The following is a 14,752-nucleotide window of genomic DNA, read 5'->3' as shown; positions in this document are numbered from 1 at the left end:
TGCTAATCCATAGAATTATTGAAGCTATCGCATGATACCTGGCAGTAGTCCATTTGGCGGGAAGATATACCCTTATGTGGAAAATCCATGCATTAATAGCAGCCAGCAATAATAAAAGTAATTTCATCCCAAATACCGGATCGTTTGATAATGCCATTGCATTGGTTGAAAACAACAGCAGTCCCGACGGTATTACCATAATCAGCCCACGTTTCGACCACTTCAATAAATACCTGCTGTCTATAACTGGCTTGCTGGTCGTGGATAATAATTGAATATCGAAAAGGATAGCGCCACCAGCCACCAGCACGATGCCCAGAATATGAATGATCTCAATAAACGGATACAGCCACGTCGATTGACGTATGGCTGCCGCAACTGAGGATGCTTCAATCCACCTGAATACCACGGTTATCTCAATTCGAATTTAACATTGTTCACGTAAATCCTTTCCGCACGCATTTCATCATTGATCGATTTATGAGGATACCCTACAACACGAAGTTTACTTCCTTTTACAATTTTATCAGCGGGCACCCCTCTCGATTCCATGCGGCTTGTAGGCGCCAGAATTACCAGCCAGGTTTTCTTTTTATCCTTTACCTTTGCGGTTGCATGCGGATTCTCAAATTTAAATTCCTCCACTATACCTGTATAATCGAGCACTTTTTTCTGATTGTAATTTGCCCAACCATGATGGAACGGCTTGAATGAAACAGCAAGCAGAACAAACGAAACTACAACAAGCAATTGCCACTTTTTCATAATAAAATATTTTGATCAACAAGTAACAGTAATTTACTAAATTTCTTGCCAATGAAAAAGAGCATATGCCAATTTATAATAGCCGCTACCACCCTTCTCAGTTTAACTTCCTGTGCCCGTAAAATAACTGAAACCGGTAAAGCCTCTTTTTATGCCGATAAATTTCAGGGCCGCCCCACTGCCAGCGGCGAAGTATTCAAACAGGAAAAATTAACCGCAGCACACCGAACCCTGCCCTTTGGTACTGAAGTAAAAGTGGTTAACCTTGCCAACGGCCGTTCAGTAAAAGTGACCATCAACGACCGCGGACCATTTGCTGCCGGCCGGATACTGGACGTTTCCAAAAAAGCAGCGCGTAAGCTGGGTATGTTACAAGCTGGTGTTACTACTATTGAGATCAGGTATAAACGTAAAAAGAAATAATTTTGCTACAGCAGGTGTGTAAAGCAGTTATTTTCCGCATCAACAGGAAAATAATGTTACATGAGAATGCGTAAACTGCTGTTTTTCATAGCGCTCCTTTGTATGCACACCGGGTCCCACGCACAGTACCACCTGCTAAAAGGAAGTTGGGTAACCCCAGCCCAGGAAAATATACTTATTGCCGACACCACTGGCTTGAAGAACTACAATTACTGGACTAACGCCGATTTATATGAAGAGCATTTCAGGTTGCTTATTTTGGGCGATACGTTAAGCTTTCGAAAAACATATACCAGCTCCCGCACCAACTTTAAGGTACAACATCTCGACAGATATGATCTGAAACTTATAACTCTTACAGACAGCCTGCTGGTAGTAAGCCCGGCATCTTCATTCTCCAAAAATTTTTGGAAAAACCAGGAACAAATCACCTTTCAACGGCAGGATTATACGCTTGACAGCGCCCTGGAACTTGAATGGATCACTTTTCATACCACCGGTTGTTTTGGCACCTGCAATACATATCACCTGCAGGTAGATAGAACCGGAACATATAAATTACACAAAGCGGTTGTATATAACCAGGAAACCGACCTGAAAGACAGCACTGCAGCAGGCTATTTCACCGGGAAATTACCCGATTCCCTGTTCCAGCCCTTGCTATTTGCCTTACGAACTATTAATTTGCGCAACTTAAAGATGAATTCGCATTTTTGTTGCGATGCTCCCCTCCTAACGATCATCCCGCACTTTAACGGACAAAGCAGGTATTTTAAAACAATGTTCTACCCGCGGATGAGCACCCGGCTCGTCATTGCCCTGTACAATATTTGCAGGTATAGCAACGGCAAAAGGACCAATGAAAAGTTCACGCTGGAAGAATAAGGAGATGCCAGGCACCTCCTTATCCATTATTTAATTGTTTTGACAGGGTTTCAACTTTGGCAATTAATTCATTAAGTTTTGACTGCTGTTTTTTAATAATTTTTGGCCTGAGATATAACCAGTTGAAAATAATCCAGGCACCCGTAATACCATAGGCAAAAATAGCCGCCCCCATTGTCATTCTTGAAGTATACTCATACAGGTATAAGGCCAACCCTGCCGAAAGCATAATAAAATATATACTTAACATAGTTGTTTGCAAAAACTGTTGCCTGCTTTTCAGGATGATCAGATTTTGAAGGTACTCGCTGTTCGATAAGGAATTGTCGATCTTATTGAAAACGGCCAACAGTTTATTCTGAACAAACAGGTAAATGAACATGGCTGCAATGGTCAACACAATGCCAATTTTTGTGGTAACAAGTTGTGGCTGGTAATAATACCATACGAAGATGATAAATGCGCTTGTTGCCAATAGCATCAAATTTAAAATTATCAACTTGCGCAAATTGGATTTATTGAACTGCCTCACTTTGGAAAATATATCTTCTATATTTGGCTGGCTCACCTGTTGCTTTTGCCACAGATCTTTAAGGTTAATATCCTTGTTCATTCGCTCTGAATTTTTGTGTTAACTTTTCTTTTATCCTATGCACTTTCACCCTGATGTTGGCTTCTGAAAGACCAACGATACTGGCTATTTCAGCTTGTTTTACATCTTCCAGCTCCAAAGAAATTATAATGCGGTCGGTTTCTGGTAACTCAGCAATGAACTTATATAGCATCTGAATTTCCGGTTCAATGGAATGCCGCTCCTCTTCTTTTAAATTAACTGGCAAATCAGCTTTAGATAACCGCTTTTCTTTCTCAATTTTCCGTAAACAGTTATTGGAAGCAATTCTAAAGATCCAGGTCCCGATGCTGGCTTCATTTCTGAATTTAGCCAGGTTTTGCCAAACAAGGATAAAGGTTTCCTGTGCCAGATCCTGAGCAAACGCATAATCATTTGCATAGCCCATACATAAGCGAAATACTTTTTGCCAATACGTGTGGTAGATATCTTCAAACTTCATTATTGGGCTATAAATTTATTTAATTGATCAAAATACCATTCTTTATCGTCATACATTATAAAGTGCAACCCTTTATTGGCATATTGTAAATTGCCTGCTTTTAGATTTTTATACTGTTCTTCAATCATCGGCTTCATGCTGGCAAAGTAGCTTTCCAACAATATTAAACTGGAACATTTAATGTTACTGATCTTTTCTCTCAGATCTGTATTTGAAAAATCACAGAACATTTCTGCAAATGTCTTTCTGTCTGTTTGCAAACCCCAATTTACAATTAAAGACTGCTTTTCTTTGTCTGAACAAAGTGATGCAATGTTAACTATTTGCATTTGTTTAAATTGTTCATTCGACATGGCTGCCATTTGATTGACCATAGCGGAACAGTCGTTATTTTCTTTGGATTTAAAAGCGGGATCCATTGCAGCCGACCGGCAAGGCAGGGCATCTACCACTATTATTTTACCGGGCAGGTCGGGAAAATCAGCAGCAATTGCCAGCGCTAATACTCCGCCCATGCTATGGCCGATTATTACTGGTTTCTCAATTTTATTGTCCCGAACATATTTGGCAATGCTTGTTTCCCATTTAACAAAGGTTTGCTCAGGCTGCGCCGGAACGCCTGCAAAGCCAGCCATTGTGAATGAGATACAGGTAAAATCTTTTTCGAATTTAGTTTTTGTTTCAGCCCAAACGTCATCAGAAGAGGCAAAACCGGGGATGAAAATGATGGTTTGTTTTCCCTGACCCGATTTTTTAACTGCAAAGGGATAGGTGTTTGTTTGTGCGAATGCATTTACGCAGCATGTAGTAAAGAGTACTGTAATCACCAGGATAATGTTCCTTTTCATTGTATCTAAATTTAAATTGTTATTGAATTTACTTTTAGATACAGCGCGCCCTGAAATGTTACAGTAACCGAATAATTTTTTTAAACGATTGTCTTATAAAAAAGTTGAATATAATTTATTGTCAATAGCTCCTTTACCTGAATATAGCATAACGAACTCCCAGGAAACCCCTGATACCCTGGTTAGGGCCATAAACATAAGAGGGGTCAAACGTGAGGCCATAAGGATTGTCTGGTGTTACCATTGCCTGCCCATTGGCATCAAACTGAACATTTTTGTCAAATGGATCATTGGCCCTTGCTATAATAAATGGATTTCCTTTATTGGGCGTCCAGTTCAGGAGGTTCTTCACACCGCCGTATATTTCAATATCCTTCCTGATCTTTTTTGTCAACTGAATATTCTGTATACTCCACCATGGAGAATATTCTTTGCGCGGATCATTTTTGCTTAACAAAGGCAAACGCATGGGGCCATACAGGTTCCCGGTATAGTCAATCGTAAGGCCAATGCTTTTGAAGGTATAACCAACGTTCCACACGCCGGTAAATTTTTCAGTAAACAATTGTCGCGCTTTCACCGCATTTTCTTTACTGTACACGTCCATAGCCGTAGCTCCGGCAACAATTTTTAATCCATTCAGAAAAACAATGTCCACATTAAGCGAAATACCTTTTGATACAGCATGACCTTCAAGGTTATCGTAAATGATCTTATTAGGATCGGTATCATAGTCAGCTATGATCTTATTGGTAAAATAAGTATAGAAAGCTGTTGCATCGAGCCCGATAAATGTATTGCCGGCATACATCTTCCTAACAAAGTTCAGGTTGCCGTTCCAGGAGGTTTCAGGTTCCAGGTTATTATTAAACACTACCTCTCTGGCTCCGGTAAGTGCGGCATGATCTTCGGTAAAAACATTCGCTACCCGGTAACCGTTACCAAAGCTCAGGCGCAGCACATTGTTCTTATCAGGCGAGTTCCATTTGTAATTGATGCGAGGGGTGAAAATGCTGCCATGGATGGAATTATAATCATAACGCATTCCTATCAACAGCTTATTGTTGTCATTTAATGTAATCTCATCCTGCACGAATGCGCCCGGTAAACGGGTGTGGGTCGGTTTGCTCTTGTTTATATTGTTTGCATCGGCTGTTGCGGGTGTATTGTCATCGTAATATGTGTACCGGTAGGTCAACCCAGTTAACAGGTCGTGGTTCCCGGCTTTCTTACTCCAGGTTAATTGCCCAAAACCAATATACTGGTCTGCCATATATGGCGTATTGCCGTATACACTGTTCTGATCGTGTGCGTTGGCACTGAACTGAAACATGATTCTTTCACGGAAAGGTAATTGATAGGAGCCAAAGAGTTCCCATCTGTTGGTATAGATGCTTTCACCGTACACATCATCTCCACCCCTGAATTTTCTAGACCAATTCATTTCGCCGCCCCATCGGTCTTCATAAACATATCGTCCCGCCAGCGAAAATACCCGGTTATCTTTTCTATCAAAGTGCCACTTGTTAAAAACAGAGATCCGGTTTTGGAGGGTTACATCTGTAAAGTTGTCGTTATTATTGTCGATAGGTTTTTGGTAGTTGAAATAATTAACGCCAATTAGTGATTGGGCTTTTTTACCAACATTCAATTTTGTTGCCAGGTCGGTATTCACTTCTCCCCAGGTAGTACCAAATACATCAGCCGAGATAATAGGCGCATTAGCCGGCTTCTTAGTAATGATATTGATCAGTCCACCCACGGCTTCGCTTCCGTACAATGTAGAGGCCGGCCCCTTTACAATTTCTACCCGCTCAATAAGAGATTGCGGTATGCCGCTTAGGCCATATACAGTAGAGAGTCCGCTCACTATAGGCATGCCATCAATCAAGACCATGGTATAGGGTCCTTCCAGGCCGTTAATATGTATATCCCCGGTATTACAAATATTACAGTTAAGCTGGGGTCGAACGCCGTTTACGTTTTGTAATGCGTCAAAAACGCAAGCGGTGGGATTGGCCTTAAAAAACTTCGCAGTATATACATCAACAGGAACAGGGCTTTCCAATTTGCTCACTTCTTTCATGGTTCCCGAAATAACAACTTCATTCAAATAAGCATCCCCTTTTGAAGTTAGGGTAACATGATGCTCAAGCTGCTCACTATGTAAAGTAATATTGGTTTTATTGGTCCTATATCCTAAATAACTCACTTCCAGTTGCCAGGTCCCATAAGGAATATCTTTCAGTTGATATTTCCCGGTAGAATCTGCTACAGCACCTTTATTCAGTTGGGGTATGGCAATAGTCGCTGCCTCAACAGGCTGGCCATTGTTCCCGGTTATTTTTCCCATTATCGCGCCCGTTTGGGCAAATGAAAAAATACCGCAAAGGATAAACCAGGCAATGAAAAACAGCACTTTCAGCTTTGTCATAATCAGTTTATTATAATCCTAATTCAGCAGTTAGCTTTACAAAAATAGGATGTTAGACGACACTAACAAACTTATTTCTAACTTTATTCTTAGAACAGGCTAATATTTTTACATTTGCCGTATGATTTCACAGACAGAAGAGAATTATCTGAAGACTTTATTCAACCTGACCAGCTTAAAAGGAGAAGCCAGTGTTAATGAATTGAGTAAACAACTGGATATAAAAATGCCTACTGTGAACAGCATGATGAAACGCCTCGCCGGGAAAGGATTAGTGGTTTATGAAAGCTATAAGCCACTCAAATTGACCGATAAAGGAAAGAAAGAGGCGGCCCTGATCATCCGGAAACACCGTTTAACGGAAATGTACCTGGTGGAAAAAATGGGTTTTGGGTGGGAGGAAGTACACGTAATTGCCGAACAGCTGGAACATGTACAATCACCCGCTTTTTTTAACAAAATAGACGAACTTTTAGGCTTCCCCAAGGTGGATCCCCATGGCTCCCCTATTCCGGATGCACACGGTAAAATGGAATCGGAACAGTATATAAAACTGAGCGATTGCCAAGAAGGCGACGTGGTAACCTTTATGGCCGTCACGCATTCTTCTGATGCCTTTCTGAAATTTCTAAATAGTCGTGAATTATCGCTCGGAAAAGTGATCAGGATAAAATCGAAAGAAGAATTTGATGGTACCATGGAAATAGGATACGGAAAAAGGAAATCTGAAATGTTAAGCCAGGAAGTTTGTGAAAAGATCCAGGTAACCCACGAAAAGAAAAAATGAGCATGACCGGAACGCCTGTTACCGCTGGCCCCGATAGCTTTGCATAAATCTTAGTTAAATCAACTCCCAAAGGTTGTTTTCTACCCAGGTGTAGGATACCTTACTATTAAATTTAGTGAGGGACTGCAATTTAAATCAATTGCTCATGGGTAGAAGATCTACACGACTTAAAATAATTTTTTTCAGCGTACTCCTGCTTGGCTTTATTTTCATTCAGTACAGTTGGGTGAAATCGTTGCAAAAGGAAAAACTGGATAAATTTCGATCAAACATAGCATTGAGCATACATGAAGCAACGAAAAACATTCCAATCAACGGGCCTCTGCATCAATTGACAGATTCCACCATTAACAATACCTTACGCCGGTCATTTGCATCGCAGGGATTGGGTAATATTCATTTTGAATTTTCGATTGGCTCAGCAAACAACCGTCTTGCTTCCCATGGCTTTACGCAAAAACTTACACACAATACCAGCAACCTGACCTGGTACTATGAATTCCTGCGAAACGGGGAAAAGAGCACTTCAGTTGACCGGTGGACAATAGTAATACCAGATTGGGAAAAATATGCATTGAAGAATATGCCATGGATCATTGCAGCATCAGTATTGCTAACAATAATGATCATGGCAATATTGTGGGGCGTTGTAATCCTGAGTGAACGAAGTCAACAATTATTTTACGATCGCCGGGCAAAGGTCATCAAATATATGATGCAACAATTGGAAACCCCGCTCAGTACCATATCTGTTGCCGCCGAAGCCTTGCGCAATGCCCGGGTAATGCACGATTCAGGAAAAACCAAATACTACCAACAGGTGATTAATGAAGAAAATAAACGCATGAATGAGCAGGTAGAGAAAATGTTGCGGGAGTTGAAGTAGCCTGGCAATAAAAACTTGGCCGAAAATTTCGACAAACAACAAATGCGCCCTAATTCATTAAAACTAAGAGAACATGCAGTGACGCTTATATTCTTTTTTCTTCTCGTTTTTCTGCTCCTGTTTTTCGGGAGCTTTTTTATTTTCAGTTCTGTTAGTCCTTGTCAGCCTGGCAAATGCCACCGCACCTATAAAGGCAAGGAGAATAATGACCACTACAATTCTTTTCATACACTGAATTTTATACACATAAGTTACGAAATCCATCACAGCCTGCCATGCTTTTTTTTATGGGTGGCAAAACCAGGTAAAGCGTAAGAATGATGGAGGCAACATTGAATATGGCGTACCGTGCGAATTGACGTATTTTTGCCGAATGCAGATATCTTCATTCTCTATTGAGAACACTCTTTCCAATTTACAGATCGAGGCATTGAACGAGATGCAGCAGGCATCCCTGGAGGCCAATAAAACGTCGAACGAAGTAATATTACTAGCCAATACCGGCTCAGGTAAAACACTCGCATTCCTGCTGCCCGTAACCCAATTGCTGGATAAGCACCAACCGGTTACCCAGGCATTGATCATCGTACCTTCGCGGGAACTGGCCTTGCAAATTGAACAGGTATTCAAAAAAATGGGCACAGGCTTCAAGATCTCTTGTTGCTATGGCGGCCATTTGCGGGAAACTGAAGAAAACAACCTGAAGCAGGCGCCTGCGCTCATCGTTGGAACCCCGGGAAGACTGGCCGATCATATTCGCCGCGGTAACATAATCACCAGCCATATTGAGACCCTCGTACTGGATGAATTTGATAAATCATTGGAACAGGGCTTTGAAGAAGAAATGTCTTTCATTATAAATTCCCTGCCTGTTTTAAAGAAAAGGATCCTGACCTCTGCCACAGAAGCGGTGGAAATACCACCATTTGTGGGACTGCAGAACCCTGAGAAGATTAACTTTTTAACAGGCGAAAAATCATCCGCCCTGGATGTTCAAATGGTATGGAGCGATGATAATGATAAATCCAATACCTTATTCAACCTCATTTGCGCATTAGGTAACCGTTCAACCATTGTTTTTTGCAACCAACGCGAATTTGTAGAGCAGATAAGCGCTTATCTCAAAGATAAAGGCATCGTAAACGTATTTTATCATGGCGCTATGGAACAGCAGGAACGCGACGCCGCGTTGTGCAAGTTCCGGAATGGCAGCTCCAATGTGCTGGTGACTACCGACCTGGCTGCACGAGGTTTGGATATACCCAACATTCGCTACATTATACATTACCAACTTTCCAATACCCAGGAAGCTTACACCCACCGCAACGGGCGCACTGCCCGCATGGAAGCCAGCGGTACCGCCATTTTAATACTGGCGCCACATGAAAGGGTCCCTGAATACATTATACCCGCACCCACGACCATCGACCTGCCACCCACAGCCGTATTACCCCAAAAACCGGTATGGACCACTTTATTTATTGCAGCCGGTAAAAAAGACAAGGTAAACAAAGTAGATATTGTTGGCTTTCTCACCAATAAAGGGCAGTTGAAAAAAGAAGACATCGGGTTAATTGAGGTGAAAGATTTTTTCTCTTTTGTGGCCGTGCGTAAATCCAAAGCAAGCCATACACTACAAATGATAAAAACGGAGCGGATCAAGAATAAGAAAGTAAAGATTGATGTAGCGAAGTAAGATCAGCAAATATGTACGTCAAACATAAAACAAGCCCTCCAGACAAGCCGGGAGGGCTTGTTTATTGTAAATAGTCGGCCATATATGTATTTAAGACAGGTTTACTGATCACTAAATCCCGTTAAAACACGGTACTTACCCTCTTCAGCTAATAGTATATTTGAGCATTCAGCTATGCGCATCTATACTAACGCTACTTACGCTGTCCTTAGATAGTTGCTGCCCTTAGATAAAATAGCTGTTTCTCTACCCCCTGAATGTTCCTGATTGAGGCTTCTCACTTTTAGATTGTAGCATGTAGCCGTTTCGGTTTAGCCGAGACTGGTTATAAGCAGGCTGCCCTGGCTTAATAGAGGGAGCGTTTTTGCTTCATACGAGAAGTGAGGCAATCACCTTTAACATAATTAATAATGAAAGAAAAAAAGCAATCTGGTGAAAAACGTTACATAGTAACGTATGCAGATCCCAACACTGACGTAGGAACCGCATCTAAAATTTTGAATGTAAGTGAAAACAACGTAGCAAATGGCGTAGCGGTCATGGAAACAGATGCAGAGTTTGATTCAGAAATTCTGCATTTTGATGGTATTGGCTCCACTGTAATAACCTGTAGTGAGCAGCGGGCAGAAGAATTAAAACAAGACAGCCGGGTATTAGCCGTTGAGGAAGATTTGGAAATATTCGCGCTGGGAACATTGGAAGATATTCAACAGGAGGTAGATACATTGCATGAGCAGGACCCTTATTTTCAATTAGCCCAGGAATATTACAAGCAAGGGTTTGAACAGGGCAAGGCAGAATCTCAGAGAGGATTGATGGAACAACTGCAAAAATTCCTGAGTGGTCAAAATAGCGGAAGTGGTAATACTAATGGTAACGGGAATGCGCATTCCAGAACTACTACGCCTACAGCGTTTCAAACGGGGGTCGAAAATCCATTCCATACACCGACGCTCAACCCATTCCTGAAAACCGTTCCTCCTCCATCTATTCTGGTGCAGCCAACACCCTGGAATATCAGTATGGTAAAGGCGCCAGCCGCATGGGCAAGAGGGCTCAGAGGGGCTGGTATCAAGGTTGCTGTTATTGATACAGGAATAGCCGCTCACGCCGATCTGGGTGTTAGTGGTGGCGCCAGTTTTGTACCAGGTGTAGCATCGTTTAACGATGACAACGGGCATGGAACCCATTGTGCCGGCATCATCGCAGCCAGGAATAATTTTATCGGTGTGCTCGGCGTAGCGCCTGCCGCCTCTTTATATGCCGTAAAGGTATTAAAACATAACCCGTTAACAGGCGGCGCCTCTGGTATGACCAGTTGGGTAATTGCCGGTATGGTTTGGGCTATGCAACGTGGCATTAAAGTGGTTTCCATGAGCCTTGGGTCCGCATCTTCACCGCTGCTGGCTTATAGAAATGCGATTACGCAATTGACCAATGCCGGTGTAAGTGTGGTATGTGCTTCAGGCAATTCATTTGGCTCCTCTTTCCCCTGGGTGAATGCACCTGCAAACAGTCATCCTCTTGCTATAGCAGTAGGTGCTATTAATATTAATAAAGCGATAGCACCATTTTCATCAAGGGGTATCAATGGCGCCGGCTGGAACCCAGTGACCCTGGTTGCTCCTGGTGTTTCTGTAAAATCCACTTACCCATTCCCGGCAAGTGGTTATAAAACACTTTCGGGTACCAGTATGGCATGCCCGCATGTGGCTGGTGCAGTGGCGCTGATAAAACAAAAATTCCCGATGTTCACACCGGCACAGATCAAAGCCAAACTGATTTTCTCATCATCAGATCTGGGCGTGCCAGGAAATGACCAAACTTTTGGCGCCGGTTTGCTGAACTGTGACAAAGCAACACTTTAAATAAAGTGAGCTTTGTAATAACTTCAATTGTGTAAAGTGAGATGAGGGGCCATTCACCGCTGGCGGATGGCTCCTATCTCACCACTCACAAATGCTTACTTTGCGCGTTTCTATTTGTTCGTGTTAATTAAAAAATGACAATGAATAAGCAATATCTCCTTTCTCTGGCCCCAGGCCAGGATACAAATGATGTTCAGGCCATAAAGGCGCAATTGAAAAACCTCAACATTGAATTAGTTAATGATCTCGGTGAGGTAAATGTATTGGTTGTGAAAATACCAGGCAATGAAGCGTTGAAAAAGGTACAGCAAATAAAAGGTGTTGCTGCTGTTGAAGAAGACACCGATGTGGATGCACTATAGTATTAACCTGTAGGCGACCAGCCTCCCTGTATCACTCATTTATTTGCTTTGCCACCTGCCGACTGATCAGGCTGTTGGGTTTACCGAGGTGGCGATACCTGACAATAAGCAAAATCGTAAAGCATAGCAGCTTGTAAATACAGAATTTACCGCAATTCTTCCCCTTAAACAGGCGGGCATGCACTTTAATTTTTCATTTTTACATTCCCACTCTTACATTTGCCGGCAACTGAGCATTACTTCAGTCGCCGTTCATCTAATCACATTCCTTATAAAAAACTACCAAACCGGTTAACGAATGAATACGTTCCAGCAGTTGCTTCAAAAGTTTTACTTCGTGCCCGTTATTATTATTTGGTTATTCATACTCGTAAAACACCGGCGCATCCTTGGGTTCAGGCCCCGGCTATTGAAAGCAGCGGTTCGCCCCGGTTTAGAGGTATTTTTACCGTTACTGGCCATCATGGCTGTTCTGCTCACGCTTGCATGGGTTTTACCTTTTGCATATGATGAATCCTTTACATTCACTCAATTTACTTATCCCGGGCCTCAGCAATCCTTATTTAATTATCCTGCTCCCAATAATCATGTTTTTCATTCATTATTGACCTGTATCACCTGGCGGTTTTTTTATTTTATGCATTCCGAACTGTCGGTCAGGCTTCCGGCTTTATGTTTTACCGCTTTCTCATTGTATTTTATTTTTACCCGGTACCTTGAAAGGAATATGTATGCAGTAGTGTTGTTTAGTCTGTTTTTCCTGTTTTCTCCCAATATTATTGAATTGGCCTTCCAGGCTCGTGGTTATTCCATTATGGTCTTCTGTGGGGTTACTTCTTATTTCTTTACAGGCGACAACACGACTACAAGGAAACTAACTTTCCTTCAAAGACTTAATATTGTACTCCTGCTATCCGTCATAGGTCTGTTCACCAACCCTTCCTATCTCTATACGGCCGGCTGTATTTATCTGATATTTGTAACTATTCATTACCGGGAGATCAAAAAAGAATTCATTTCTTTTGCTTTAATAAATGTTTTTTATGGTTTGACCGTTCTTTTATTGTATACGCCGATAATTGCTTCCAAAGGATTACATACAATTACCGCAAATGAAAATGTAGTGCCTGTAAGTGGCTTCTCCGGCCGGTTGTTATCTCACCTGAAATTTCTTGTAAATTTTATAACCCTGCCCTCTCCTCTGTCATGGATTGTACTCATCCTGTTTATTTGGAATACCGTAAGACAAAAGTTATACTACAATGTATACTTACTGGCAATACCGGTGATTTTAATGTGTATACTCAAACAAACTCCCTTTGGCAGAGTATTCCTGCCCATTGGCGCCATCTTACTGGTGAATGCCTGTATGGCAATAACCGGCAGTAAAGTATTTAAAAGAATACCGGCGGCGTTTTTCTCCCTTAAACATCAGATCCCCGGTTTCCTGGTAATTGCAGCCGGTTGTGTATTATCGTATTTTTATTTTAATAATTACCATCAAAAGGACGATTTAAGAAGTGCGTATTACTTCAAAGAAATAAGGCCGTATATTTCGGATTATAATAAAGTATATACGAAAAGCATAGAATCTGACTGGGACCTTTTTGAAATACTCTCCGCTACCCTGAGATTAAATGGAGTTGAACGCGCCACAGAAATTGAAAAGGACCTTAAGGAATATGATTTTGCATCGGCTATTATAATATCAACCGAGCCAGTAGGTGACTATAAGATAGTGGATTCAACTGCCAAATTCGATGGTAAACCGATCTTTATAATTGACCCGAAAAAGTAGCAGTGAGGGATTAGTTCCCTCACTGTGATATTAAGACTCATTTGCTGACTGCCTATTGGTTATAAATATTGATCGCCTTTTGAACATGTTTGTGAGCACCTAAATATATTGTAACAGAAGCCAGCGTCATTAATCCGCCAACGATCAGTGCCGGAGATACATTTATTTTGGTAGACATGTTTTCATTTTGACTGCTGCTATTCCCTTTAAAAGTAGCATAGCTTCCAATAATGCAGGTAATAAATGAAATAGCGCCTGTTGCAATAGCCAATTCCGTTCTTGAACGGGCAGCCTTCAACGTTTGCACACTGGCCGGGTTATCAGCCATTGCATCCATCAGATTCTTATAATTCATTTTCAGCATTTCGCCGTTATTGTTCTTTCTGAAAAAATAGTTTCTCCCTTCCCGGTAGCCTGTTGAATCAGGATAGTAATACAAGCGAGAGTACACAAAAAGGTTAGGCCCACCCTTTTCAAACCGGTAGTCTTCTACCGGTCCTCTGTCCCTGATGAACTCCCCTGCCCTGCTTCTATACCTGATAACCTGGCTCATAAGGATCTTTTTGTTGTTATCCAGCAAAATGTATTCTCCTTCGAGCAAGGAGTTTCTGACCGATAGTTTTTTACTATAAAGAATGGTGCTGTCTTTCAATTCTACATACCAGGCGGTATCCCGGGAAGTTGACTGGCTGTATCCGCAAAAACAATATGTAGAAAGAATAAGGAGTAAAATTGTTTTCATATAAGAAGGTTAGCTGATTGAAAATAATGACACAACTAAATTATCCGGGAATCCCTGAAACAGAAAGTTAAAACCTGTATGCAAACAGGCACGTAGCCAACCAATGGAGAACTTTAACAACTTGAAAGGAAAAGAGAGGGCAACGCATGTTCATACACAAGGTGGTGTTTTGGAAAGGGAATGTC

The 14,752-nt window shown here is 41.7% G+C and carries 16 protein-coding genes; 9 read left to right on the top strand and 7 right to left on the bottom strand.

Translation table 11 applies throughout. The annotated features are described in order from the left end of the window. The first annotated feature begins 74 nt into the window (after positions 1-74). Positions 75-275, top strand: a complete 201-nt coding sequence (locus FAM09_RS30845; RefSeq protein WP_153825484.1) for a hypothetical protein — start codon at positions 75-77, stop codon at positions 273-275. A gap of 136 nt (positions 276-411) precedes the next feature. Here FAM09_RS30845 and FAM09_RS29555 read toward each other — a convergent pair whose 3' ends face one another. Further along, positions 412-765, bottom strand: a complete 354-nt coding sequence (locus FAM09_RS29555) for a DUF6152 family protein (RefSeq protein ID WP_136580783.1) — start codon at positions 763-765, stop codon at positions 412-414. 51 nt (positions 766-816) lie between these two features. Here FAM09_RS29555 and FAM09_RS29550 point away from each other — a divergent pair, with 51 nt between their 5' ends. Both FAM09_RS29550 and FAM09_RS29545 read left to right on the top strand, forming a co-directional pair. Next, a complete protein-coding gene (locus FAM09_RS29550) occupies positions 817-1,188 on the top strand; it encodes a septal ring lytic transglycosylase RlpA family protein (RefSeq protein WP_136580782.1) in 372 nt (123 codons plus the stop codon). Positions 1,189-1,248: 60 nt separating this feature from the next. After that, the gene (locus tag FAM09_RS29545) at positions 1,249-2,073 is read left to right on the top strand and encodes a DUF6438 domain-containing protein (protein ID WP_136580781.1); all 825 of its coding nucleotides are present in this window, start codon (positions 1,249-1,251) and stop codon (positions 2,071-2,073) included. Between the two features lie 19 nt (positions 2,074-2,092). Here the strand turns inward: FAM09_RS29545 and FAM09_RS29540 are convergent, their stop codons facing one another. The 4 genes from FAM09_RS29540 to FAM09_RS29525 form a co-directional block, all read right to left on the bottom strand. Continuing rightward, positions 2,093-2,686: a hypothetical protein gene (locus tag FAM09_RS29540; protein ID WP_136580780.1), complete on the bottom strand. Its 594-nt coding sequence runs from the start codon at positions 2,684-2,686 to the stop codon at positions 2,093-2,095. After that, positions 2,670-3,146 carry an RNA polymerase sigma factor gene (locus FAM09_RS29535; RefSeq protein WP_136580779.1) on the bottom strand — a complete coding sequence of 159 codons (477 nt, stop codon included), beginning with the start codon at positions 3,144-3,146 and terminating at the stop codon, positions 2,670-2,672. The genes FAM09_RS29540 and FAM09_RS29535 overlap by 17 nt, the downstream gene beginning before the upstream one ends. Continuing rightward, positions 3,146-3,994, bottom strand: a complete 849-nt coding sequence (locus FAM09_RS29530) for an alpha/beta fold hydrolase (protein ID WP_136580778.1) — start codon at positions 3,992-3,994, stop codon at positions 3,146-3,148. Before FAM09_RS29530 ends, FAM09_RS29535 begins: the two co-directional genes overlap by 1 nt. 133 nt (positions 3,995-4,127) lie before the next feature. Next, positions 4,128-6,428 (bottom strand): TonB-dependent receptor, encoded by a 2,301-nt coding sequence (locus FAM09_RS29525; protein WP_136580777.1) that lies wholly within the window; start codon positions 6,426-6,428, stop codon positions 4,128-4,130. A 121-nt stretch (positions 6,429-6,549) separates the two neighbouring features. Here FAM09_RS29525 and FAM09_RS29520 point away from each other — a divergent pair, with 121 nt between their 5' ends. Both FAM09_RS29520 and FAM09_RS29515 read left to right on the top strand, forming a co-directional pair. Next, complete coding sequence (locus FAM09_RS29520; RefSeq protein WP_136580776.1) at positions 6,550-7,215, top strand: metal-dependent transcriptional regulator; 666 nt, start codon at positions 6,550-6,552, stop codon at positions 7,213-7,215. A gap of 145 nt (positions 7,216-7,360) precedes the next feature. Further along, positions 7,361-8,101 carry a histidine kinase dimerization/phospho-acceptor domain-containing protein gene (locus tag FAM09_RS29515; protein WP_136580775.1) on the top strand — a complete coding sequence of 247 codons (741 nt, stop codon included), beginning with the start codon at positions 7,361-7,363 and terminating at the stop codon, positions 8,099-8,101. A gap of 63 nt (positions 8,102-8,164) precedes the next feature. Here FAM09_RS29515 and FAM09_RS30840 read toward each other — a convergent pair whose 3' ends face one another. Further along, entirely contained in the window at positions 8,165-8,329 is a 165-nt protein-coding gene (locus FAM09_RS30840; RefSeq protein ID WP_153825483.1) for a hypothetical protein, read from the bottom strand. 145 nt (positions 8,330-8,474) lie between these two features. On the opposite strand from FAM09_RS30840, the gene FAM09_RS29510 reads away from it, so the two are divergent. The 4 genes from FAM09_RS29510 to FAM09_RS29495 all read left to right on the top strand — a co-directional run bounded on the left by FAM09_RS29510 (position 8,475) and on the right by FAM09_RS29495 (position 13,825). Continuing rightward, a complete protein-coding gene (locus FAM09_RS29510; RefSeq protein ID WP_136580774.1) occupies positions 8,475-9,797 on the top strand; it encodes a DEAD/DEAH box helicase in 1,323 nt (440 codons plus the stop codon). 410 nt (positions 9,798-10,207) lie between these two features. After that, a complete protein-coding gene (locus FAM09_RS29505; RefSeq protein ID WP_136580773.1) occupies positions 10,208-11,665 on the top strand; it encodes a S8 family peptidase in 1,458 nt (485 codons plus the stop codon). Between the two features lie 140 nt (positions 11,666-11,805). After that, the gene (locus FAM09_RS29500) at positions 11,806-12,027 is read left to right on the top strand and encodes a hypothetical protein (RefSeq protein WP_136580772.1); all 222 of its coding nucleotides are present in this window, start codon (positions 11,806-11,808) and stop codon (positions 12,025-12,027) included. 298 nt (positions 12,028-12,325) lie between these two features. Then, positions 12,326-13,825 carry a hypothetical protein gene (locus FAM09_RS29495; RefSeq protein WP_136580771.1) on the top strand — a complete coding sequence of 500 codons (1,500 nt, stop codon included), beginning with the start codon at positions 12,326-12,328 and terminating at the stop codon, positions 13,823-13,825. A 52-nt stretch (positions 13,826-13,877) separates the two neighbouring features. Here the strand turns inward: FAM09_RS29495 and FAM09_RS29490 are convergent, their stop codons facing one another. Then, complete coding sequence (locus tag FAM09_RS29490) at positions 13,878-14,567, bottom strand: hypothetical protein (RefSeq protein ID WP_136580770.1); 690 nt, start codon at positions 14,565-14,567, stop codon at positions 13,878-13,880. Between the last annotated feature and the right edge of the window lie 185 nt (positions 14,568-14,752).

Origin of the sequence: Niastella caeni, from assembly GCF_004834005.1 — a bacterium.
In the GTDB taxonomy this organism is placed as follows: domain Bacteria; phylum Bacteroidota; class Bacteroidia; order Chitinophagales; family Chitinophagaceae; genus Niastella; species Niastella caeni.
The sequence above is the reverse complement of the archived record's forward strand: the minus strand, read 5'-3'. Positions and strand labels throughout refer to the sequence as shown.